Origin of the sequence: Kaistella yonginensis (assembly GCF_030409525.1) — a bacterium.
GTDB classification, from domain to species: domain Bacteria; phylum Bacteroidota; class Bacteroidia; order Flavobacteriales; family Weeksellaceae; genus Kaistella; species Kaistella yonginensis.
In genome coordinates, this window is record NZ_JAUFQB010000059.1 from 61,282 (window position 1) to 85,904 (window position 24,623).

At 38.2% G+C, this 24,623-nt stretch carries 21 protein-coding genes; 7 read left to right on the forward strand and 14 right to left on the reverse strand.

The annotated features are described in order from the left end of the window. Window positions 1-80: 80 nt before the first annotated feature. From QWY78_RS12575 to QWY78_RS12585, 3 genes are read left to right on the forward strand one after another with little or no spacing between them, the layout of a single operon-like run. Window positions 81-4,409: a CusA/CzcA family heavy metal efflux RND transporter gene (locus QWY78_RS12575; protein WP_290220357.1), complete on the forward strand. Its 4,329-nt coding sequence runs from the start codon at window positions 81-83 to the stop codon at window positions 4,407-4,409. Between the two features lie 21 nt (window positions 4,410-4,430). Next, entirely contained in the window at window positions 4,431-5,633 is a 1,203-nt protein-coding gene (locus QWY78_RS12580; protein WP_290220358.1) for an efflux RND transporter periplasmic adaptor subunit, read from the forward strand. A 48-nt stretch (window positions 5,634-5,681) separates the two neighbouring features. Beyond that, window positions 5,682-7,802, forward strand: coding sequence for a heavy metal translocating P-type ATPase (locus tag QWY78_RS12585; RefSeq protein ID WP_290220360.1), 2,121 nt, complete (start codon window positions 5,682-5,684; stop codon window positions 7,800-7,802). A 673-nt stretch (window positions 7,803-8,475) separates the two neighbouring features. Here the strand turns inward: QWY78_RS12585 and QWY78_RS12590 are convergent. Both QWY78_RS12590 and QWY78_RS12595 read right to left on the reverse strand, forming a co-directional pair. Next, the gene (locus QWY78_RS12590) at window positions 8,476-9,057 is read right to left on the reverse strand and encodes an MliC family protein (RefSeq protein WP_290220361.1); all 582 of its coding nucleotides are present in this window, start codon (window positions 9,055-9,057) and stop codon (window positions 8,476-8,478) included. A gap of 83 nt (window positions 9,058-9,140) precedes the next feature. Beyond that, on the reverse strand, window positions 9,141-10,298 hold the full coding sequence (locus QWY78_RS12595) for a baeRF7 domain-containing protein (RefSeq protein ID WP_290220363.1): 1,158 nt from the start codon (window positions 10,296-10,298) through the stop codon (window positions 9,141-9,143). A 265-nt stretch (window positions 10,299-10,563) separates the two neighbouring features. Between QWY78_RS12595 and QWY78_RS12600 the strand changes: the two genes are divergently transcribed. Both QWY78_RS12600 and QWY78_RS12605 read left to right on the forward strand, forming a co-directional pair. Then, window positions 10,564-11,736 carry an MFS transporter gene (locus tag QWY78_RS12600; protein ID WP_290220364.1) on the forward strand — a complete coding sequence of 391 codons (1,173 nt, stop codon included), beginning with the start codon at window positions 10,564-10,566 and terminating at the stop codon, window positions 11,734-11,736. A 47-nt stretch (window positions 11,737-11,783) separates the two neighbouring features. Then, window positions 11,784-12,389: a class I SAM-dependent methyltransferase gene (locus QWY78_RS12605; protein ID WP_290220365.1), complete on the forward strand. Its 606-nt coding sequence runs from the start codon at window positions 11,784-11,786 to the stop codon at window positions 12,387-12,389. Between the two features lie 259 nt (window positions 12,390-12,648). On the opposite strand, the gene QWY78_RS12610 is transcribed toward QWY78_RS12605, so the two are convergent. The 12 genes from QWY78_RS12610 to QWY78_RS12665 all read right to left on the reverse strand — a co-directional run bounded on the left by QWY78_RS12610 (window position 12,649) and on the right by QWY78_RS12665 (window position 23,361). Further along, window positions 12,649-14,844, reverse strand: coding sequence for a heavy metal translocating P-type ATPase (locus QWY78_RS12610; RefSeq protein ID WP_290220366.1), 2,196 nt, complete (start codon window positions 14,842-14,844; stop codon window positions 12,649-12,651). Between the two features lie 388 nt (window positions 14,845-15,232). After that, on the reverse strand, window positions 15,233-16,480 hold the full coding sequence (locus QWY78_RS12615) for an amidohydrolase family protein (RefSeq protein ID WP_290220367.1): 1,248 nt from the start codon (window positions 16,478-16,480) through the stop codon (window positions 15,233-15,235). 200 nt (window positions 16,481-16,680) lie between these two features. After that, on the reverse strand, window positions 16,681-17,559 hold the full coding sequence (locus tag QWY78_RS12620) for a pirin family protein (protein ID WP_290220368.1): 879 nt from the start codon (window positions 17,557-17,559) through the stop codon (window positions 16,681-16,683). Window positions 17,560-17,584: 25 nt separating this feature from the next. Next, complete coding sequence (locus QWY78_RS12625; protein ID WP_290220369.1) at window positions 17,585-18,205, reverse strand: trimeric intracellular cation channel family protein; 621 nt, start codon at window positions 18,203-18,205, stop codon at window positions 17,585-17,587. Between the two features lie 127 nt (window positions 18,206-18,332). Then, window positions 18,333-18,638 (reverse strand): HPF/RaiA family ribosome-associated protein, encoded by a 306-nt coding sequence (locus QWY78_RS12630; RefSeq protein ID WP_290220370.1) that lies wholly within the window; start codon window positions 18,636-18,638, stop codon window positions 18,333-18,335. Window positions 18,639-18,662: 24 nt separating this feature from the next. Next, window positions 18,663-19,136, reverse strand: a complete 474-nt coding sequence (locus tag QWY78_RS12635) for a Dps family protein (protein WP_290220371.1) — start codon at window positions 19,134-19,136, stop codon at window positions 18,663-18,665. 57 nt (window positions 19,137-19,193) lie between these two features. Then, window positions 19,194-20,117: a ClpXP adapter SpxH family protein gene (locus tag QWY78_RS12640; protein WP_290220373.1), complete on the reverse strand. Its 924-nt coding sequence runs from the start codon at window positions 20,115-20,117 to the stop codon at window positions 19,194-19,196. A 185-nt stretch (window positions 20,118-20,302) separates the two neighbouring features. After that, complete coding sequence (locus tag QWY78_RS12645) at window positions 20,303-20,683, reverse strand: nuclear transport factor 2 family protein (RefSeq protein ID WP_290220374.1); 381 nt, start codon at window positions 20,681-20,683, stop codon at window positions 20,303-20,305. A 104-nt stretch (window positions 20,684-20,787) separates the two neighbouring features. After that, complete coding sequence (locus tag QWY78_RS12650; protein ID WP_290220376.1) at window positions 20,788-21,357, reverse strand: YceI family protein; 570 nt, start codon at window positions 21,355-21,357, stop codon at window positions 20,788-20,790. A gap of 46 nt (window positions 21,358-21,403) precedes the next feature. Next, entirely contained in the window at window positions 21,404-22,042 is a 639-nt protein-coding gene (locus QWY78_RS12655; protein WP_290220377.1) for an HdeD family acid-resistance protein, read from the reverse strand. A gap of 47 nt (window positions 22,043-22,089) precedes the next feature. Next, window positions 22,090-22,902, reverse strand: a complete 813-nt coding sequence (locus tag QWY78_RS12660) for an SDR family oxidoreductase (RefSeq protein ID WP_290220379.1) — start codon at window positions 22,900-22,902, stop codon at window positions 22,090-22,092. Window positions 22,903-22,965: 63 nt separating this feature from the next. Then, window positions 22,966-23,361, reverse strand: coding sequence for a hypothetical protein (locus tag QWY78_RS12665; RefSeq protein ID WP_290220381.1), 396 nt, complete (start codon window positions 23,359-23,361; stop codon window positions 22,966-22,968). 229 nt (window positions 23,362-23,590) lie between these two features. Here QWY78_RS12665 and QWY78_RS12670 point away from each other — a divergent pair, with 229 nt between their 5' ends. Further along, window positions 23,591-23,896: a cupin domain-containing protein gene (locus QWY78_RS12670; protein WP_290220382.1), complete on the forward strand. Its 306-nt coding sequence runs from the start codon at window positions 23,591-23,593 to the stop codon at window positions 23,894-23,896. Window positions 23,897-23,967: 71 nt separating this feature from the next. After that, window positions 23,968-24,354, forward strand: a complete 387-nt coding sequence (locus QWY78_RS12675; RefSeq protein ID WP_290220384.1) for a hypothetical protein — start codon at window positions 23,968-23,970, stop codon at window positions 24,352-24,354. Window positions 24,355-24,623 lie beyond the last annotated feature (269 nt).

Here is a 24,623-nt window from a genome sequence, read left to right on the forward strand (position 1 = left end):
CACTCGGCTATTAAATAGTCGCGCATTTTCGTGAACAATACGGAACGTGCTTTACCTTCAATTAACCTTAATTTTTACAAATGCTATATAAAATTATACAGTTTAGTGTAAAGAATAAGCTCATTATTGGGCTCATGACTTTCGCACTAATCATTTGGGGCGTGTATAGCGCTACTAAGCTTCCCCTAGATGCTGTGCCAGATATCACCAATAATCAGGTTCAGATCATTACCAGTACACCCACATTAGCCGCACAGGAAACAGAACAGTTGGTAACATATCCAATTGAACAGAGCCTCGCCAACATTCCCGGAATTACCGAAATGAGGTCAATTTCAAGATTTGGCTTGTCCGTAGTGACGGTCGTTTTCGACGAAAGCGTGGATATTTACTTTGCACGCCAACTCATCACTGAAAAACTGAAAGAGGCCGAGGAAAACATTCCACAAGGTATCGGTACGCCAGAAATGTCTCCGGTATCCACAGGCTTAGGAGAAATTTATCAATATGTTATTCACCCTAAAAAAGGGTCAGAAGACAAATACTCCGCTACCGATCTTCGAACAATGCAGGATTGGGTTGTGGCCCGCCAACTCTACGGTACACCGGGCGTAGCTGAAATTAACAGTTTCGGCGGGAAACTTAAGCAGTATGAAGTCGCGATTAATCCCTATAGGCTTAAAGCAATGAATGTTACCATTGCAGATATTTTTGCTGCACTCCAGAAAAATAACGAAAATACCGGCGGCGCTTATATCGATAAAAAACCTAATGCCTATTTTATTCGCGGCATCGGTCTGATCTCTTCATTAGAGGATATATCCAACACCGTAATAAAAACAGTTAACGGTATTCCGATACTTATAAGAGATGTGGCGGAAACCCGAATCGGCAGTGCGGTAAGATATGGTGCCTTAACATATAATGGCGATAAAGAAGCGGTAGGTGGTATTGTTATGATGCTGAAAGGAGAAAATTCAGCGGAAGTGGTAAACCGGGTCAAAGAAAAGATGGTCACTATACAAAAATCACTGCCGCCTGATATTATCGTGGAGCCTTTTCTGGATCGAACAAGTTTAGTGGATCGTGCTATACGCACCGTAGAAACAAATTTGGTCGAAGGAGCACTGATTGTCGTTCTTGTTTTGGTTCTGTTTCTCGGGAATTTACGGGCAGGGCTTATTGTTGCTTCGGCAATACCGCTGTCACTACTTTTTGCACTCGGCATGATGAACGTCTTTGGCGTTAGTGCAAATTTGATGAGTCTAGGGGCAATTGACTTTGGGCTTATTGTAGATGGTGCCGTAATTATTGTTGAAGCTACCCTGCACTTCTTGGCAGTCCATCACCGTTCCCAGAAGTTATCTCAACATACGATGGATCACGCTGTGCAGTCAAGTGCAAAAAAGATGATGAGTTCAGCGGCATTTGGTCAGATAATTATCCTCATTGTATATCTCCCTATTCTTTCACTTCAGGGGATTGAAGGTAAAATGTTCCGCCCAATGGCAGAAACAGTGTCTTTTGCAATTATAGGAGCGTTAATTCTCTCCCTTACTTATATACCAATGATGTCTGCCTTATTTCTATCTAAAAATATCAGTGCAAAAAAGACTTTCGCGGACAGGATGATGTCCGGGATCAATAGCGTCTATATCCCACTGCTGCAAAAGGCGATTGCGTTTAAATATGCAGTAGTGGGTGGAGCAATTGCATTACTGGCTGTTTCGCTGTTTTTATTTTCAAGAATGGGAGGTGAATTTATCCCACAACTACAGGAGGGCGATTTTGCGGTGCACTGTATATTACCACAGGGTACTTCTCTTTCTCAAAGCATTGAAACTTCAATGCAGGCAAGCCGTATTCTGAGATCTTTTCCGGAAGTGAGCACAGTGGTGGGTAAAACTGGTAGTGCCGAAGTCCCTACAGACCCAATGCCACCCGAAGCAACTGACCTGATCGTTACCTTAAAGCCCAAAAAGGAGTGGAAGGATAGTGGTAAATCTTATGAGGATTTGAGCGCTGAGATGATGGAGAAACTTGAAATGATTCCCGGAGTGTTCTTCGAAGTTTCCCAACCGATACAAATGCGCTTCAACGAGCTAATGACCGGGGTGCGCCAAGATGTAGCGGTTAAAATATTTGGCGAGAACATTGACACCCTTGCGAAACTGGCACCGGAAGTTGCCAAAATAGTGCAGACAGTGGAAGGTGCCACCGAGCCACAAATTGAGCAGACCGTGGGATTGCCCCAAATTACCATTACCTACGACAGAGCCCGCCTCGCCTCCTACGGTCTCAATATTGAGGATATTAATCACACAGTAAGTACTGCGTTTGCTGGTGAAACAGCAGGAGTAGTGTTTGAAGATGAAAAGAAATTCAATCTGGTCGCGCGTCTGGACAGTGCGAGCAGAAGCTCTATTGAGGACGTCAGCAGCCTCTTTATTCCAACCGCAAACGGAGTCCAGATTCCGCTTTCACAGATCGCAAAAGTGGAATATAAAGACGGTCCGGCACAGATAAGTCGGGAAGATGGAAAGCGCCGCATCGTCGTAGGTTTCAATGTAAAGGATAGAGATGTCGAAAGTGTAGTAACCGAAATTCAGAAAAAACTGAACGACGCAAATATCTTGCCCGCTGGCTATTACTATACGTATGGCGGAACGTTCGAAAATTTGAAACAGGCTTCTTCACGATTGCAAATAGCAGTTCCTGTAGCCTTAGCTCTTATTTTTCTTTTACTGTACTTCACCTTCCGTAACTTCAAAGACAGCATGCTTATTTTTACTGCAATACCAATGAGTGCTATTGGAGGGGTCTTTGCACTGATGATAAGGGACATGCCCTTCAGCATTTCAGCAGGAGTAGGATTTATCGCGCTGTTTGGTGTAGCCGTACTGAATGGTATTGTGCTGGTAAGCACCTTCAAGGATCTTCAGAAATCTGGGGTTACTAATATCCTGCGAAGGGTGATTCAGGGGACCAGTATACGGTTACGTCCAGTCCTGATGACTGCAGCGGTAGCTTCATTCGGATTCTTTCCCATGGCCTTTTCAAATGGTAGCGGTGCAGAAGTACAGAGACCATTAGCAACCGTGGTAATTGGCGGCTTAGTAACAGCAACTTTCCTTACCTTATTTGTTCTGCCACTACTCTATATCATCTTTAATTCTAAAAACCAATTCAAAAGCAAAATGAGGAAAAGCAAAAACACATCGTTTTTGACGCTAATAATTTTATTCTGCACGTCCGTCAGCGTTCTTAGTGCGCAGGAAAGAATTTCACCAAATGATGCAGTGAAAATAGCGTTGGAGAATAATCTACAGTACTCTGTAAACACAGCCCAGGTAAATAAAGCTTTACTGGAAACCAGAACGGCACGTGAAATTCCCAAGACAGGCCTCTTCGTAGAAAACGACGATATGAGACCAAGTGATCCGGATGGCGATTTTAAAATTGGAATCCAGCAATCCATACAATGGCCGGGATTATATAAGGCGAAAAGGAAGTACTTTGAGGAGCAGTTAAAATACCACCAGCTGAATAAAAGCATGTTGGACGCAGTGATAAAAAGGGAAGTAAATACTGCTTTTTATCAGTTGTGGTACCTTCAGGATGTTGGTAAGCTCTACCAAAAACTTGATGAGTATTATACGTCCATGTACAAAGCAGCAAATCTTCGTTTCAAAACCGGCGAAGCTGCTGGTCTCGAAAACATTGCTGCGGAGGCACGGATGAAAGAGCTCCAGGCTCAGAGACAGCAAAACGAACAGAATATTTCGGCACAGCAGCAACAACTCAGTCTGTTTCTTAATAGTCAGGTGCTATACTTGCCGGAAGACACAAACTTGCAGAAATTGGATTTGGAAGATTTACCATCAGACAGTTTTCATCCCTCATTGGCTCTGCAGCAGCAGAATATAGAAATAGCAAGGGCGAATATAGAGGTTCAGAAAATGCAGAACAAACCTGACTTTTCGGGAAGAATATTTTCCCAGAGATTATACGGAATGAAGGATCCCATAACAGGCTTTTCAGTAGCTGTAGAATTTCCCATTTTTGGAAAGACTGCTTACAAAGCCAAATTGCAGTCTGCAGAAGCCGAGGTCGAAATTCAACAATCTCAGCTGCGCTATCAGGAAAATCAGTTCGCGGCACAAACCCGCTCCAGCTATACTGAAATTCTGAAAGCTGCTGAAATGCTTAAATATTATGAAAGTATAGGTTTGAAACAGGCAGACCAAATTTTCGATGCGGCAATGCTGAGTTACAAAGCTGGGGAAATAGGGTTTTCTGAAATGCACCAGTTTTTCACCCAAGCTATAGACATTAGAAAAAACTATTTGATTGCACTGAACGAATACAACATGGCAGTAATACAATATAACTACTATATTAAAAATTAAGGATCCAAAAGAGAATATAACATGAAAAAATATATCACCCTAATTTTTGCGGTCTCTGTCTTGTTGACAGGATGCAAAAAAGAATCAGAAGTCACTGAAACCAAAGAAGCAACTGCAGTAGAGAAGCCCGATGAGCACGAAGATCCTAATGTGGCACATTTCACCGAAGAACAGATAAAAACTGTAGGCATCCAGATGGGCAGTATCGAAAGTAAGGAGCTTTCCAATACCATCAAGGTGAGCGGTATGCTGACGGTGCCTAACCAGAATAAGGCATTTGTTACGCCCTCATACAGCGGTATAGTGCGTTCATTGTATGTCCAGCCTGGAAGCTATGTATCAAAGGGAAAAGTTATAGCAACCATTTCAAACCCCGATTTAATCGTGATGCAGCAGCAGCTGCAGCAGGTGAATGGCCAAATCAGGATGGCAGAGCTGGAGGTAACGCGTGCCCAGCAGCTTTATAAAGGAAATGCCGCACCGTTAAAGAAATTTCAGCAGGCCCAGACAGATCTTGCTACATTGCGAAGCCAGCGCTCCGGACTCCAGAAACAGCTGGGCAGCATTGGCGCCGCCCAGGGGTACAGTTCGTCCCTTGCGGTGCGTGCCCCCATTAGCGGCACGGTAAGCAAAGTAATTGCGCAAATCGGGAGTAATGTAGATATGGCTTCTCCAATTGCGGAAATTGTAAGCAATGCGGCGCTCCATCTAGATATTTACGTGTATGAAAAAGACTTGGGTAAAGTTCAGCCAGGGCAAACCATTCATTTTACACTCACCAACAGTCCAGGTAAAGAGTACGATGCAAAAATTACCTCAATAGGTACAGCCTTTGAAGGAGAAAGCAAAACGGTTCCTGTTCACGCACAGGTCGTCGGTGACCGTACCGGCCTTATCGACGGCATGAATGTTACGGCAGTCATAAGTCTTGATAATCAAACTGCTGCTGCCGTTCCTACTGAAGCCATCGTTAATGATAAGGGCCAGGATTTTATCTTTATTATGCAAAACAAGGATGACAAAGAGGGAGATAACAAAAAAACGGTGGAAGAAAAGGAAATAAGTTTTGAAAAAATTCCTGTGGCTAAGGGAGTTACTGATTTGGGCTATACACAAATTACCCCCTTGAAACCCATGCCCCCAAATGCCAAAATAGTAACTAAAAATGCCTTCTTTATTTTAGCTAAATTAAATAACAAAGGAGAAGAAGGGCACGGCCATTAAAAAATAATTAATCAAAAATACTCAAACTCATCGCTAAAAATAAAACTTATGGCAAATAATAAATCACATATACATACCTACGACGAAAATGGCAATCAGCTGTGCTGCACGCCTCAGGAAGGTAAAATATATAAAAACGCCGGGGCAGAAAAATTAGTCGAAGACGGTTGTTGCGCAACGACCGCTAAAGTCTATGCCCCAATAAATAAAACAATTCCCGATACTGAAAAGCATCCCGCTGATGACGGCTCAAACCATGCTGGTGAACATGCCGATGATGATGGACACGATCATTCTACACAGGGAAAATCAACTTTTCAGCTTTTTCTTCCCGCAATGATCTCATTCGTGATCTTAATGGCAGGCTTGGCAATGGATCATCTAATCCCTCAATTTTGGTTTAAAGATTGGGTGCGTATTATTTGGTACGCGGCAGCCTATCTGCCCGTAGGTGTGCCGGTTCTGAAAGAAGCATTTGAAAGTATCGGCAAGGGAGATGTTTTTTCGGAGTTTTTCCTTATGTCGATCGCCACAATAGGAGCCTTTGCCATTGGCGAATATCCGGAAGGAGTGGCGGTCATGCTTTTCTACTCGGTAGGCGAAGTCTTTCAGACTTTAGCCGTTCAGCGTGCCAAGGGGAATATCGCTAAACTGCTGGATCAGCGCCCGGACGAAGTGACGGTTTTAGTTAATGATCGTCCACAGACAGTTAAAGCTGCTGAAGTTGAACTTAACACCCTTATTCAGTTGAAGCCTGGCGAAAAACTCGCTCTCGATGGTATTTTGATTTCCCAAAGCGCTTCGTTCAATACCTCGGCACTCACCGGCGAAAGTAAACCTGACACAAAGCAAACAGGAGATACCGTCCTTGCTGGTATGATCAACCTGAATACCGTTGCACAGGTGAGAGTAAATACACCTTATGCAGATTCAAAACTTTCCAAGATTCTGGAACTGGTACAAAACGCGACAGCACAGAAGGCACCCACAGAATTATTCATCAGGAAATTTGCCCGGGTCTATACGCCAATCGTGGTATTTCTAGCTGTAGGCATCTGTCTGTTGCCCTACTTCTTTGTAGATGAATATATTTTCAGAGACTGGTTGTACCGTGCCCTGATATTTCTTGTGATTTCGTGTCCGTGTGCGCTGGTAATCAGTATTCCACTCGGTTACTTTGGCGGCATCGGTGCAGCAAGCCGGAACGGTATTTTATTTAAAGGAAGTAACTTTCTGGATTCTCTGTCAGAAATCAAAAATGTGGTAATGGATAAAACCGGTACCATGACCGAGGGTGTATTCAAAGTGCAGACTGTAAACATTAAACCGGAATTCGATAAAGATCTTATTTTAAAACTGGTTAATGTTATTGAAAACTCATCAACTCACCCGGTAGCTACTGCAATTCATGACCACTTGGGGGAACCTGACCATACCATTATTCTGGACAATTTAGAAGAAATTGCAGGTCACGGCTTAAAAGGAGCGTATCAGGGAAAACAGTTGCTAGTGGGGAATTTTAAACTCATGGATAAATTCAATATCCAATATGATGTAAATCCAAATGATATAGTAGAAACCTTGATTGCCATTGCTTACGAAGGAAAATTTGCCGGATACATTACCATTGCGGATAGCATCAAACAAGACGCTGCCGACACTATCCGGAAATTAAAAAGCATGGGCGTAAATGTTACCATGCTAAGTGGCGATAAGTCAACTGTGGTAAAAGCAGTGGCACAAAAGCTGGGTATTCAGAACGCTTATGGCGATTTACTGCCGGAAGAAAAAGTGAATAAAGTACAAGAGCTGAAATCGCGGAATGAAACGGTGGCATTTGTAGGAGACGGAATAAATGATGCGCCGGTAGTGGCTTTAAGCGATGTGGGAATAGCGATGGGCGGATTAGGTAGTGATGCAACCATTGAAACTGCCGATGTAGTAATTCAGGACGATAAACCCTCCAGAATCCCCATGGCTATTAATATTGGGAAGCAGACTAAAAAGATTGTGTGGCAGAATATTGCATTGGCTTTTGGCGTTAAAGCCATCGTTCTCGTTTTAGGGGCTGGTGGTTTAGCCACGATGTGGGAAGCCGTCTTTGCAGATGTTGGCGTAGCCCTTCTTGCCATTTTAAATGCAGTAAGGATCCAGAAAATGAAATTCTAAATAAAGCGGGCTTCGGTCCGTTTTATTTTGTGCGGTGATGACGTTGGCAAAGTTTTCAGATAAAACCACCGCCCGCCGCAGCAAGTAACATAATGACAATTATACGAACAGGACAGACGCTAAAACGTTCCCCCGCATTCCGTGCGTACGAAGCCAGATATTTAGGAAAGGAAAAAAAACGTATTAAGAAAGAAAATTAAAGTATAAATTTTTAGTCCCCACTTCTAAAATCAGGGACTAAATTAGTGATTGTTTAATGGTTTATACGATGTCTTATGGTCTTATGAAATCATATAACTTTCTTACTGTCAGCAAAATGATGACTAATATTGCTTTATTGGTTTGAACAAATACTCCCTGTGGGTCTACAGATTATTACTAAAACGCTTTGATTTTCAAGGCGTTTTTTTCGTTGCACTTTAAATTAGATCATTCAAAATTTTATTCTTGTGTATTGTTTTCAAATCTTTTTAAATTTTATACTACAAAAACTTAGAAGTTTCAACCAGTTGGCTGTGCACGGCGATTGTATTATCCATTGAATTTATTTAAAAGTTTTTGAAGAGATGGCCAGATGATATTCAAAAAAAAAGACTATTTCAATCTTAATGTGAAACAGCCATTTGTCATTGAGAATCAGTTGATGGCTGATTAAAATTCGTGAGAAATAGAATTAATTTTTAAAAACGACAACACCGTCTTTTTTCAATTCGTAATGGTCTCCTTTTCCGCTCAATTCGTAATTTTCGTTTTTATACCAAATTCCCGACGCGGCTTTTTCTTCTTTAAGATCGATTTGATCTCCACCATTCAAATATGCTTTTACCGTTCCATCAGAATTATTGAAAGTCATATTTAGCGTTTCGCCTTTATCATTTTTGGCTTCTACCATTTCTACTTCGTCGGTGTTTTCATAAATCACTTTTCCATCTTTGGTTAAGGTCAGGTCGTTTCCTTTTCCTCTCAATTCGTAGTTATCATTTTTATACCAAACACCAGATGCAGGTTTTTGAGACGGTAATTCTGCGGTTTCTCCGTTGTACATTACCGTTGCAGTTCCTTTAATATTATCGTAAGTGATGTCTATTTTTTCGCCTGCTGCATTGGTTACACTTGTTGCATTTACATCTGTTGAAGTTGAATCTACCATTTCTGTATCTGTTGTAACAACCTCATCTTGCTTTTTTGTCTCATTACAAGAGGTTAGAAATAATACTGCTGCTGCTGCTGTAAGTGTTAAAATACTTTTTGTCATTTTTTTATTTAATTATTGTTTAAGTTTGATTTTTATCAGTGGCTTCTATACAAATTCATTGCCAGAGAAAATTGAAATTGATATTAATAACGATACAAAGCATTTACCCTGGAATTCGGATCCGGCATATCTTCTTTTTCTAATAAATAGACATCGCCTCCTTGTAGAAAGGTGTTGATCGCGGCAACATTCATTAATGAAATGGATTCTTCTGGATTTTCAGAAACTGTAACTTTTATTTCTCCATTTTCATTGGTGTAATTTCCATAAATATCTTCTTTGTTCTCACAAAATAGCGTTTCTATTTTCCCGTGGATGGAATTGGCAACGATTTGGTTGATTCCATTCGAAGTCTTTCCAGTTCCTTCTTCATCCAGAAAACGTTGGATGTCTGATCTTCTCTTTTTATCAAAATGCGGCGCCATATTTTCCCAAGCCAGATCGTGAATTTCAAACATATTGGTATCACTCAAGTTCGCTTTTAGATTGTCTTGAACGAGATTTCCGTAACTGTTTACTTCATTATAAATATCAAAAAGATAATCTTGAGAAGCGATGAGCAACGGTATTTTTTTGTCCTTAAAGATCTCTTCTAAACCATCATTAATCGCGCGGAAATATCTTTTTATTTCATTTTTTCTTTTTCCTGTAGCAGCTTCTTGTCCGTGAAATATCGCTTCACCTGGACCACCTCCAGAGCGGAATTGAAGATTCTTTTGCTCGTAATCATATCCTACAATATCCTGTTTGTTTTTTGGGATCAAATCATCAATTACAATTTCTGCAAAACTATGTCGCGTACATTCGTGCAAGGTAACGTCGCCCAATTCCAAAGTCATTAAATAAAAACTTCCATCGCCCACAAACATTGGCATCAACGGTTTCAAATAAAATGAATTTGAAACATAATTGAATTCTTTAAAATAAACTGGAAGTGTAAATTTTCTGTAAAAATCATCTGCTATGAAAATGGCAAGAACATCAGATTGCTCTCTCCAAAAACCAGTATCATCGATCAATTCTTGAATTGGAGCCGTCATTTTTTTGATGGCATCATTTTGAATTCCTTTTTTCGTCAGTTTTTCTTTTACCTCTTTCAATTGATTTTTCAGCACCAAAGTATCTTCTTCATTCAATACTTTTTTCCCAGCGCGATGTGTTGGGATAAAAATGGAGATACAATTTTCTTGTTGTACTTCATTCAATTCAGCAATGTCTTTCTTCGTGATTAGCGTCATCATATTTATTTTTTAAGTTAATATTTTCAATGTTTCCAATGGTTCTTCATTGGTAGCACTAATATAGTTTGAAAAAAGCAGGAGCGAAATGACGCAGGTCAGTTCTATTGTAAATGATAAAGTTTAGATTTGATAAAATTGAATAATAGCATTGTTTCTGTTTCAAAATGATTCAGAAAATGGGAGTTATTTTGACAAAAATCAGTTTAAGTTATATCTAATTCTGAAGTCAATTTTAATTAATGAAATTTTAAAAAATAAAAAATAGATGAGCAAACAAACCTTTAGCACACAAACGAAAAGTGTATTTCCGTGGCTGATCATGATTTTGATGTCTTCCGTAACATTTGTGGGGATTTTGTCAGAATTAATGCCTTCTGGAGTGCTTCCATTGATGATGGCAGATCTGAATATCAACGAAGTACAAACCGGAAATCTGGTAGGATATTACGCCATCGCTTCTGCAATTTTTGCCATTCCGCTCATTTCTATGACCATGCAATTTAACCGAAAAATGCTATTGATGATTTTGCTCGGTGGTTTCGCGGTTTCCAATATTTTGGCAGGATTGGTACATAATTATATGCTCATCATCGTTTTGAGAGTGGTTGGTGGAATTTGCGCCGGTGTAATGTGGCCCATGATTGCGGCGTACGGAATGCGTTTGGTTGATGAAAAGCACCACGGAAAAGCCATCGCCGTGATTATGGCAGGAACTACACTTGGAATCAGTCTTGGAATGCCGATCATGACTTCCATTGGAAACGATTACGGTTGGAGAACAGAATTTATCGGTCTTGGAGTGGTGATCATCGCGATTGCGATTGTTAGTTTTTTTGCCTTACCATCAATTCCCGGAGAGAAATTAACGAAAAGTTCTTCCCCATTTGCCTTGCTGAAAATCCCAGAAGTTTTGATTGTACTTTTGCTTACACTTCTCGGTGTGATTGCGCATTATGGCGTTTACGTTTACATCACGAGTTTGGTAGATGAAATTCAACTTTCTGGCGGTGTAGAAAGTGCCTTACTCTATTTCGGAATTGGATCCTTGATCTCTGTTTTGCTCGCCATAAAATACACCGATAAATATTTGAGATTGCTTACCATCGCCATGTTTGGTTTGCTCATCATCTCCATGTCTGTATTTTTATTCTTTGGCGGAACTAGCGGAATGGGACATTTTGCCTTCTTTTTGTGGGGACTTTCCTTTGGACCCTTGGTAACTTTACTACAAGCAGCAGTGAGCCGACAAGTAGAAACCGCGAAAGATGTCGCAACCTCGGTACAATCTTCGGTCTTTAATCTCTCCATTATGATCGCCTCTTCCGTTGCCGGCTTACTCCTCGGAATTTATTCTCCCATGAGTTTGGTTTATTTAGCGATTGGCTTGTCTGTTCCGGGGATTATTATTTCGGTTTTTGCGAGGAAGGCTTTGGGGTAGATTCCATGAAGATTATTTAAATTATTCAAATAGTTAACTAATTGTAGATGGCAGAATTTTGGGAAGAATCTTTTAAAGTGAACCGGGAAATGTGGGGTTTTGATCCGGCGAAATCTACGGTGTTGATCAATGATTTTTTTGTGGAACAAAGTGTGAAAAATGTACTGATTCCGGGAATTGGATACGGCAGAAATGCGCAACTTTTTCGGGAAAATGGAATGAAAGTAACCGGTATTGAAATTTCTAAAACCGCCATAGATCTGGCTCACAAACATTTCGGGGAAGATCTGCTCATCCATCACGGTTCTGCAACGGAAATGCCTTTTGATGAAAATCTGTATGACGGTATTTACTGTTACGCGCTACTCCATTTATTAGACAAAAATGAGCGAGAAAAACTCATCCAAGATTGCTATAATCAGTTGGCTGAAAATGGTTTTATGGTTTTCGCAACGGTTTCTAAAAAAGCACCGATGTTTGGACAAGGAATTCCGATTTCCAAAGATCGATTTGAAGTTTTTGGAAGTGTGAAAATGTACTTTTATGATAGAGAATCCATCGAAAAAGATTTTGCAAAGGCAGGATTATTTGAAATAGAAGAAGTGGATGACATCTATCCTTTTTATCTTATAAAATGTAAGAAAACGGGTTAGAAAATTTAATTAAAAAAATGTATATCCACTTATAAACCTACTGCAAATTTTTAACGCGAAGTCCGCAAAGATTTTTTGCAAACAGTGTGCTTTTCTTGCGTTTTATAAGTTCGCAACGGCGTAAACTTAGCAAAGTTCGCAAAGAAATTATAATTAATATTAATTGCAGATATTCAAATTAAAATTTCCTGAAATAGCGATTATCAAAATGAAATTGGCGGAAATTATTTAATTATTTAAAAAAAAAATATTCGCATTTTTATTTTTGAAACCTCAACAATCTCAACGCATTTAAAACCACCAGCAAAGTAGAACCTTCGTGAAAAACTACGGCGGGTCCAATCGCAATCGTGCCCAATAAAGTGAGCGGAACCAAAACGGCAACCATGCCCAAACTGATGATCAAATTTTGCTTGATGATGCTTTTCGCTTTTCTACTTAAACCAATTGCGAACGGAAGATTGTCTAACCGATCTGCCATCAAAGCGATGTCTGCAGTTTCTAAAGCAACATCGGAACCTGCTGCTCCCATTGCAATTCCAACGGTACTTTTTGCCATTGCAGGTGCGTCATTCACGCCATCTCCAACCATTGCAACACCGCCTTTTTCTTCCAATAATTTTTCGATTGCGGTTACCTTATCTTCTGGCAACAAACTTCCCAATGGATCTGTAATTCCAATATTTTTGGCGATGGCATTGGCTACTTTTTGGTTGTCTCCGGTAAGCATGACCATTTTTTTGATGCCGATTTTTTTCAAAGCGGCTAAAGTGGAAATCACTTCTGGACGTGCAACATCCATCGCAGCAATAATTCCCAAATATTCATCTGCTTGATGCACTATCATTGCGGTATTACCGGTGGATTCCAGGTCCGCCATTTTTTGGTCAATTTCTGTGGGAACCTGCGCATTTGTTAATTCTTCAAAAAGTCGTCGGTTTCCGATATGAACAACGCTTCCCTTCCAATCTGCCTGAATTCCTCTCGCAATCAATGCTTTTAAATTTTCTGCGGGTGGAATTTCGATGTTGCCCAATTCTTTTCTACCGCCATCTACAATTGCTGCAGCCAAAGGATGATCGCTCAATGCTTCTACGGCAATCGCAACTTGGAGAAGGTGTTCTTTGGTGTTTTTTCCGAAAGGAATGGCATGCGTTAAAGTTGGTCTTCCTTCGGTGAGTGTTCCGGTTTTATCAAAAGCGATGGCACTTATTCCGCCCAAATCTTCCAACGGACGACCGCCTTTTATCAAAACTCCTTTTTGAGCAGCACGAGCAATTCCTGCCAAAACTGCACTCGGCGTAGAAATGGCTAAAGCACAAGGTGAAGCGGCGATCAAAACCGACATTGCTCTGTAAAAACTTTGCTGAAAAGTTTCATCTAAAACTACGAAAGCGAATAACAAAAGTACGATGGTGATTAAAACAGACGGCACATAATATTTTTCAAATTTGTCGGTAAGATGTTGGGTGGGAGATTTTTGGGTTTCGGCTTCTTTTACCAAATAAATTAAGCGGGCAAGTGTACTGTCTTTTGCTTCTTTTAAAACTTTAATTTCTAACGCGCCATTTCCATTGAGGGTTCCTGCAAAAGCACGGTGTTCTGCCAAAACCTTATTAATTTCAATTTCATTTTGCCAGTTTTCGCTGGGACGTTTGGTAACCGGAATGCTTTCTCCCGTAATGGATGCTTGATTTACGGGACTTGTTCCTTTTACCACAACTCCATCTGCAGCGATGGTAGAATTGGGTTTCACGACGATGATGTCTCCAACTTTTAATTCTTCGATATGCACTTCTTTCAATGCGCCATTTTGTTTTGCGAGCGCAGTTGGTGGTGTTAAATCTGAAAGTGCAGAAATGGATTTCCGCGCTCTTTTCATGGCGTAATGTTCTAAGGCATGACCGAGACTAAAGAGGAAAAGCAACAAAGCACTTTCTCCCCATTTTCCCAGAATTGCCGCACCAATTGCTGCAAATAACATCAAAAAATCGATTTCAAACTTGCCTTTCAATAAACCATTTCCCGCCGAATAAAAAGTGAAAACTCCGCCGAAAATTGCACCGATCACAAAAAGTGAAGTAACCAAAGTTTCTGAAATCCCAGAAATAAAGGAAAGTACAATTCCTAAAACCCAAAAAACACCACTCGTAATCGCAAAATAAAGTTCGGTATTTTCTCCTAAAAATTGAAGGGAAGCGTGATTGTGACCATCCTCTTTTGAGTGAGAATGTTCGTCATTATTTTTTGCATCTACCAAATGCAAACCTGCATTTTCAATAGATTTCAGGAGGTCTGATTTCTCGATTTGATTTTCATCCCAATTCATGACCAATTTGCCGGAAGCAGAAATAGAAACATCGATGATGCCTTTGTTTTTGCGCAAAATTTGCTCCATTCTTTTGGCTTCGTCGGTGGAAAGTTTTTCCCGTATTTCTACTTGTAAGGTTTTCATCTTTTATGGAAGTATGCTTTTACAAGTTTAGTGTTTTTTTTTAAAGATGAAGCAGAAAACGAGTGTATTCCTTGCTAATGATGTGAAAAATCACGTTTGAAAATTAGACGAAATATAAAATGTCACTTGTTTTGTGCGGAACAAAATTGTTATTTTCATTCCACTAAAAATAAGAAAGATCATGCAAACAACTTCCCTTCAAAAAAAACGATACCCGATATTCTAGCCCCGATAGAAACGGCATCCCCGCCGCGGCGGGATATAGTGGATAGCGGGACTGCTCTTCTGAAAAGCGAAAATCTTGGTGCTCCTCATCCTTCAGTGAAGTAAAAAAAAGACGGTCATCTATGCGATAACAGTCTTTTTTCTGGAAATTTTGTAGTGTTTTTTAGATACTCAACGGAATATCATACGCCATTTCTTTTCTGCGGAACAAAAATTCGCCGTTGCGAACGGATGCCAAAACATCTACTCTTTTGCGGATGGCTTCGTAAACCGAACCTTCATTGAGAACGATAAAGTTTGCCGCTTTTCCTACTTCCAAACCGTAAGTGTCCTGGATATTCATACAGCGCGCTCCGTTGTAAGTGATCAAATCGAAACTGGTTTTTATTTCTTCTGGTGACATGGTTTGTGCCAAGTGAATTCCATTGTCCAGAATGTTCATCATGTTTCCATTTCCCATCGGATACCACGGATCATTGATGGAATCTTGCGCAAACGCAACGTTGATGCCGGATTCTAAAAATTCTTTCACTCTAGTTAAGCCACGTCTTTTTGGATAAGTATCTTGGCGACCTTGCAAATACGCGTTTTCTGTAGGACAGGAAATGAAGTTCATTTTGCTTTTTTGGAAGAGATCCATCATTCTAAATGCATAAGAATTGTCTGCCGAACCAAAGGAACAAGTATGACTTGCCGTAGTTCTGGTGCCATAATCTTCCATCAGAGCAAGCGCGTTCAATAATTCTACAAATCGGGAATTGGGATCGTCGGTTTCATCGCAATGAACATCGATCATTTTATCATATTTCAAACCCAATTTTACAATATCGTGTACCGATTTTTCGCCAAATTCTCTGGCTGGTTCGTAATGTGGAATTCCACCTACAACATCTGCTCCCATTTTCAGTCCTTCTTCTACCAATTCTACTCCACCTTTGTACATATACATTCCTTCTTGCGGAAAGGCAACGATTTGAATATCAACGGTATCTTTCAGTTCTTGCTTCATTTCCAACATCGCTTGTAGCGCGGTAAATTTTGGATCTGTAACGTCGATATGCGTTCTGATGTGCTGAACTCCTTGGGAAACCTCATCTTGTATTGCTTTCATCGCAAGTCGTTTCACACTTTCTACGGTTAAAGTTTCTTTAAATCTTGGCCACAATTCTATCGCTTCAAAGAGCGTTCCCGAACCTGCGCCAGATTCGCCCAATTCTGATAAGGTATAAACATAATCTAAATGCAAATGCGGATCTACATAAGGAGGCAAAACCAGTTTTCCGCCGAGATCTATTTCATCTTCACATTTGGGCAAATTGGTTCCGATGTGGGTAATTTTGCCATTTTCTACGATCATTTCAGTTGCTTCGTCATTGCGATAAATTTTCGCATTAAAAAACTTCTTTTTCATTTTTAGATTTATTTTATGTTAATACTCTGTTCTGTAATTCGGGTGGGATGTTCAACAATGAATTTTGTTCTCAATCATCGGACAGTTGCAAGATACTGCAAGGATTAATCGAAATGAATGACGTGGATCAGTGGAACTGAAATATTACATAAAATAATTGCTTAACGTAGTTTTTCTGTCTCTTTTAAAATTTAAAAAAATTATTTATAAGTTGGATAAGGAATAAATTCCGTCTCATCGCCTTTAATTTTAGCGAAAGATTGTGTTGCCCATTTTTGTTTGGCTTCCTCGATACGTTCTTTGCTGGAGGAAACAAAATTCCAATCTATAAAGCGTTCTTCGGGGAAAGCGTCGCCACCGAAAATGTAAATGGTGCTGTTTTCTTTGATGGTAAATTCGCAAAGTGTGCTGTCTTTTGCGACCAATAATTGTTTGGGTTCGTAGATATTTCCTTCACTTTCTATGGCGCCGTCCAAAATATAAAGACCTGCTTCTCCATACAATTCATCGCCAATATTGACGCTTCTTTTCGATTTGCTTTTTATTTCGAGCATGAATAATTTACTGAAAACTGGAACGGGAGATTTTCTACCAAATGCTTCTCCGGCGACCAATTTGAATTCCAAATCTCCATCTGTCCAACTCGGAATATCTCTTTCTTCAATGTGAGAAAATTGCGGTTCCATTTCCTCTAAATCTTTTGGTAAAGCCACCCAAATTTGCAAACCGTGCATAAAAAGAGGGGAATCTCGCAAATATTCTGGAGTTCTTTCAGAATGAACGATGCCTTTTCCGGCGGTCATCCAGTTTACGGCACCTGGCTTTATTTCTACTTCATTTCCGAGCGCATCTCGGTGCATTATGCTTCCTTCAAACAAAAAAGTAAGCGTGGAAAGTCCGATATGTGGATGTGGCAAAACATCAAAATTTTGTCTTTCGTTTAGTTTTACCGGTCCCATGTGATCGATGTAGATGAATGGTCCAACCATTCTTTTTTGTCTAAAAGGCAATAAACGTCCGACCATAAATTTCCCAATATTGGCGGCTCTTTCTTCTATTATCAACTTGATATTTGACATAATTATTTATTTTAATTTAAAGTATTTAGGTTGTAGATTCTGATTTCCAAATTCTCGGCAATTGCCACTGATTTTTCACTGCTAATAATCGAAATAACACGATGGAAATAAGACAAATAATTTCTACTGGCATTTTGGGAACGCCCATTTTTAGCAAAATAAAAAATACAGCACCACCGAAAATACAAGTTGTTGCATAAATTTCTTTTTCAAAGATAAGAGGAATGCTACTTAAAGTAATATCACGAATAACACCACCAAAACACGCCGTCATCGTTCCCAGAGTAACGCAGATTATAGGATGAAAGCCCAGCGAAATACCCGTTTGAATGCCAACCACGGTGAAAAAACCCACCCCAATGGAATCGGAAAGCAGGAGTAATTTCTGAAAGTTATTCTTATTTTTTTTGAAAAATAGCCCAAAAATAGTACTGACGAGAACGATGAGACCAAAATTTAAATTGAGCATCCACAGAACAGGAACTTCGCCAATCAAAACATCTCGCAAAGTGCCGCCTCCCAATGCGGTAATGAAAGCGATGATAAAAACTCCAAAAATATCCAGTTTTTTCTTCATTGCGGCAAAGGTTCCTGCAATGCTGAAAGCCGCGGTGCCAATTATTTCTATAATCGTGATCGATCCCATTTGTGATTTTTTATCAGCATATATATATTTTGCTGAAATTTCTATAAAGCCAAAAACCAAATTTACAATCTTTAATTAAGAAAATAAATTTGGTTTCGGTGTAGATTACATTATTGGTCAGGGAATTTTATCTCTTTTCCAATTGTCTTTGTAATTTGCTTTCTACATCTTTCAAAAGTGCATGGAAATTATCTCCATATTCTGAAGCAAAAGGATCATTGCCCGGAATTCCAAGACGAATACTCACTTGTTTTTGATCCGTTTTTTTGTCTGGTTTATCTTCCAAATAAACATCTGCCCATTCTATTTTGTCGTAATATTTGGTTAAATGGGTAATGCTTTTTCGGATAGAATCTTTCACATCATCGTCGATGGTAATATCTACTGCTTCTACGTTGATTTTTATTCCCGATAAGTTTTCATCATACTTCATATTGTTAATTTTTAAGATTATTAATTATTTTAAATAGGCAGAATACATCCAAACCAGTTTTTCCTGTTCGCGAATGTAGTCGCTCATCAAAGCGTTTGTTCCTTCATCTTCTGCATCTGCAGATAGATCTAAAATTTCTCTTTGAAGGATGATGATGATTTTGAAGGATTCCAAAGTGTCTTGAACATCTTTGATTCCATCAGAAACTTCCGAACTTTCTTTTATTTTTGCCTCTTTTTGATAGACAGAAAATTTGTGATTTGGCGTATGACCAAGTGTTCGAATTCTTTCTGCCACTTCATCAATTTTTATAAATAAATCTTCGTACAATTCCTGGAATTTATCATGCAATTCAAAGAATTTATCACCTTTAATATTCCAGTGATATCCTCTGATGTTTTGATAAAAGATAGAATAATCTGCTAAAAGTTCATTGAGTTTTTCTGCTAATTTTTCGGATTTTTTTACGTCTAAACCGATTGCATTTAATTTTGCCATTTTTTTTATTTTTTTAGGGTTAATATTATTTTAAAGGTTGATTTCAACCATTTTTTATTACTTTTTTATCCAAATAGAACCATTTTTGGTCGTCCATTTTTCTAATTTTCCTTGGTCGGAAAGTTCATTCAAAACGGTTTCACTTTCAACTCTTGGAGTGCCGGAAAGTTCAGAAAATTCTTTTGCAGTAAGTGTAGGATATTTTGCGAAAAGTGCTTCCCAATTTTTACTGTATTCACTTTTTACAGCATCAGGATTTAATTTTAAAATCGCCATTTCGTAATATGCATAAGGTCTGGTTCCATAAACAGTTTCCTGATTTCCTGTTTCATCTACAAAGAAAATGGTAGGAAATCCTCGAACTCCGAGTTCTCTTCCTAATTTCAAGTCTTCTTCAAACAGCGCTTTTGCATTATTTTCATAATCCGTTTTGAATTTTTCTGTATCTAATCCTACTTTTTTCGCAGCAACTTCTAGGTGTTCCCATTTTGCGATATTTTTCTTTTGTAGAAAAACCATTTCCCGAATTTCTCGCATAAATAAAAGGGCTTTTTCTGGGTCTTGCATTTGTGCCGCTTTAAACGCAATCGACGGAGGATAAGAAGAATCCAATGGATCTTCTAACCAAAGGTCGCCATCAATCGGCATATCGTAATGAACACTCACTTCATCCCAATGTGATGCAACGTCAGAAGGTTTCCCTATTCCACCACTGTTGTAACTCCAATCTGGCAACAAGCCGCCCATTCTGTAATCTATTTCTACAGCGTCGCCATATTCTAATTTCAGTTTTCGCAATTGTGGTTCTATTCCCCAACAAGAGGAACAAATTGGATCGGTGTAATAAATTAATTTTACTTTTTTTGCCCCAGATTTCACATCAGTTTTTGAGGTGTTTTCTGTATTTCCAGGTGTTGTTTCGCACATTCCCGTATCTATATCACATAAAAGCGGATTTGTTTGTATGGTATCGTTATTCATATTTTTTGTTTTATTAATTTAAATTTTATTTTTTTTAACCGCAAAAGACCAATTAGAAGAAAATTAGGAAATCAAAAGTTTGCAAAAGCAAAGTATTTATTTAAACTCATTTTGCTTCCTTTTGAAATACTTAAACGCAATATTTTCTTTTGTCTCTTTTGCGGTTAAGATTTTTAGTAATAACTTTAGTTCACTTCTTCTGAAGTTGCAAACTCTTCCATTTTGGTAATGAGCTCATTTTCAACGGCATAGATTTGCACCCATTTTTGTTTTAATTCTCTTCCGGATCTTTTCACTTTCTGATGTTCCCGACCTAAAACAACCACCTTATTTCCTTCTACAATAAATTCTTGTGGTTCAAAATTGATGATTTCGGTTCGCTCCATAATGTTGGTAAAAAATGTTTTTACGCCTTCTTTTTTCTCAAAAACTCCGGCGGGAATAATTTGCGTTCCGTGGTAAATCCAAACGGTGTCTTCGGAAACCGTTGCTACAAAACCATCTACATCGCCACTTGCAAATGCAGTGAACATTTTATCTACTACTTCTCTCGCTGTATTTTTCATATCAATTTATTTATTGTTTTAAATGGTGATATGCAATCGCCTAAATTCACTTGTATTTTATTTAAAACTTGTAGATGGCGATTTCATATTTTTTGTTTTTAAAATTATTGCTTTGCAAATTGAAGATGAACAATGATGGTTACCTCTTTCCCAACTCCAGTTGCAGTTGGATCATAATTGATGTTATAATCAAACCTATTGATGGTAGTTTTTGCTTTCATTCCCAATTTATCACCTTTTGGATTTTTGTTTGTTCCACCGTAATGCACATCAAAAATGACATCTTTGGTGACATCTTTAATCGTCAATTTCCCGTACAATAAATATTGATTCGGTTTTCCTGTCGCTAACATTTTGGTACTTTTAAAAGACATATTCGGATATTTTTCTGCATCGAAAAAGTCTGCACTTTTCAAATGTTTATCTCTGGCTCCAATGCTTGTATCAATGCTGTTTACTTTTACAGTAAAATCAAAGTTGGCGTTATTTAATGCTTCTCCAGTTGTGGTTAAATTTCCGGTGTACTCCAAAAATTTCCCATTCACGATGCTAATTCCAGAATGCGAAATGTTGAAATTTAAAGAAGAATGCGCCGGATCTACTTTCCATTGTGTTTGTGCAAACGTGCTTATAGTAAGGAATAGCACTGCAAAAATTGATAAGAATTTTTTCATTTTAATTTATTTTTTTAAAATTAATTTTTATTATAATAATTGATGATTAATCATTCCATTCTTCACGGATTTCCTTCATCAAGTCCTCATATTTCTCTACCAATTTTGCAGATATTTTTTTAGAAGATTTATGCAATTTCCTCAACTGTAAAGAGAGAAAGATGTTGAAAAGTCCCGCAAACAGGAAACTTAATGCTATTAAAATCACAACGCTCAATCCTGCGAAAATCGGATTCCAAATAAGGATGAATGCTACGATGGTTCCTATAATTCCCAGAACTAAAAGTGCTCCCCAATTTTTACTACCATATTTTTTGATGTCCATCGCAAATCCAATGGTTGAAATAGAGCGGAATAACACTACAAAACCAATATAAAAAGCGAGTGTTGTAATGGATAATGCAGGATTTAGTAATAATAATATTCCCACAATTGAAGTTACGATTCCGAATGCCAAAGACCATCCCCAATTGTCTAATTGCACTCTATTCGCCAAGGAAAATACAATTTCAGAAAGTCCTCCAAATAAAAAGGAGAACGCAAATAATAAAGACAATGCAAGCAACGAACTTTCTGGCCAAGCAAAAGATACCACACTTACGATGATGAAAAATATACCGACCAACAAAGGAATGTACCAATGTTTAATGGTTTTTTTTAATGATTTTATTAAGGATAATTCCATATTTTTTTATTTTTTTAAATTTAATTTTTATTGAGATTAAAGTTGGTTTAACCCATTTTTTTGATGTTTTGTATCACACCACCATCAACCAAAATATCTGTTCCGGTAATGAAACGCGCAGCATCGCTGGTTAAAAAATAAACCACATCTGCAATATCTTCTGGTTGTCCATTTCTCTGAAGTGGTGTTGCTTTTTTGATCATTTCCATTCTTTCAGGATGTTCTTCCGCGGCTTTCAATGCCATTGGTGTTTCTATCACTCCAGGAGAAACGGTTACAATTCTGGCCCCTTTTTCTCCCCATTTATCCACGTTTTTGTGACTTAATAATAGTACGCCTCGTTTTACAAAATTATACATCATATCTGAATTATTTTCCGCGGCTGCGCTCATCATATCAAAAGATGTAGTATTTTGTGGATTGGCAAGTGCCTCATCATACGCTTCATTTGGTGGAATTGTATGCGCCATCATGGAAGAAAGCAATACTGCAACGGAATTTTCTTCTGCAATTTCATAGAATGCATCTACCAGAAGATCGGTTGCAACCAAATCGATGGTATATAATTTTTTCAAGTCAGTTACGGTTCCACTTACGCCTGCAGTATGGATGAACGCCTTCAACGAACCATTTTCTGCAACGAATTTGGTCAATTTTTCAATATCATTTTTATCCGTGATATCACACGCAATTCCCGAAACATCAAAACCTTCTTTTTGTAATTTCTCTACGGCTTCATCTACCAATTCTTGGGAATAATCTGTAAGAATTAAAGATTGATTTTTAAAAGTTCTTGCACAAGACTGCCCAATTCCTCCGGCTGCTCCTGTAATTACGATGAGATTTCTTTGATCTTTCATTTATGGTTATTTTAAATTTTCTAATTAATTACTTTCCACTTTTTTTTCGGCATTCTTAATTGTTTACCATTTTTTTCTGGTAATTTCTGTTCCAATTGGAGAAGTGATGTCTCCACGATCTTCTGCGGTAATGAAAATTTCTTTCACATTGAAAGGTGTTGTCGTTTTCAAAACCACTTTTCGGGTTCTATTTTGGATTAATTGCCCAATATTTTTCACTTCATTTTTATCGGTAACAATCCAGACTACATAAAAATTTCTTGCCGGAGATAGTCTGTTTGGATTTGCCAGATAATTTGCGGTAACTTCAATATCAAAATTATTGTTCACTGTTTTCTTTTTTACAGCAGTAATTTCCGCAGCCGGAACCAGCGGAGAAATCGGGAATTTTACGGAGGATGCGCAAGAAGCAACCAGAAGTAAACTCATCGCGACGGTCATCATTTTAATTGTTTTCATATTTTGATTTTTATTATTTATTACTATCTACTTTTTCAGTATAGAACAAACATAATGGTTTAAAAGGCGATTTCAAATGACTTGGGTCATTCAAAAAAATATACATCCAAAAAATTGTACAGTAATAAAATTTTGAACTGACCGCCATCATTTCAATTCCAAATAAAAGACAGTAGGTTAGCCAACAGAAAAGTCAAAAGGATTTTAAAAAATTTAAGAAAAAAAAATAATGGAACAGATTACCAAACCAAATATTAAATTACTTGCCGCCGGAAAAAATTTAACCGCAAAACAAATGCAAGCAAACGCAGGAGAACTACTACCAGAACATCTTGCAGATATGGAATCGATACTTTTTGTAGAAGATGGAGAATGCATTCTTACCATAAAAGGGGAAGAAAATACCTTGAAAAAAGGTGATGCATTTGTAGTTCCACCTGCAATAAAACATCAAATAAAAGCAATTACAGATTTTAAAGGCATTCATTTTATGCCTATCAAAATTAAATTTGAATTTTTCAATGAAGTAAAATAAGCAATCATTGAATTCAAATATCAGTGTAAACCTGAATTTTTGAAAACTTTTGCTTTACAAAAAATTACAAAATGGAAAAACAAATCTTATACAATGCTCAAATGGAGTTTGAGCACCAACAATGGAAAAGAGAAATTGCATTTTGGCAAGAAGAATTACAGTGTTTCAATATCAGATTTAGCGAATTGATAACGAGATGGGAAGATAAAAAAGTTCTCGAAAAAATCGCAGATTACCAGAAAGAATTCATTATTCATGGTGGTTTCATTGATGATTTGAACGAAATATTTGCCGAACAAGAAGAACAATTATCCCATCAATATGACACTGGAAAACCCGATTCTGACATGGAAATTATAGAAAGACATTTGGATTTGAAAAATCGAATGAACTCCGAAAGAGAAACTTATGCAAGACTAAAAAAGGAGGTTTTTGATTTTTTGGGGAATAATTTGTGATTATATTTTAAAACAACTTGTCCCGTTCTCAAAACGGGATTAGAAACATTAGGATTTAGATATACTTTGAAAACATTTAGAACACATAAGTTGAAAATATTCGGTTTTCCGAAATAAAAAGAAAAATATTCATTCATCGAACTAACGCTGAACGTAATATTTTAGGACACTATCCCGTAAAGTGTGTAAGTTGAAAAGTTTGAGGCTTGAATTTTTATAATTTGAGCCTTTCTTCAAATATAAGCATAAATTGATTTAATACAATTCCC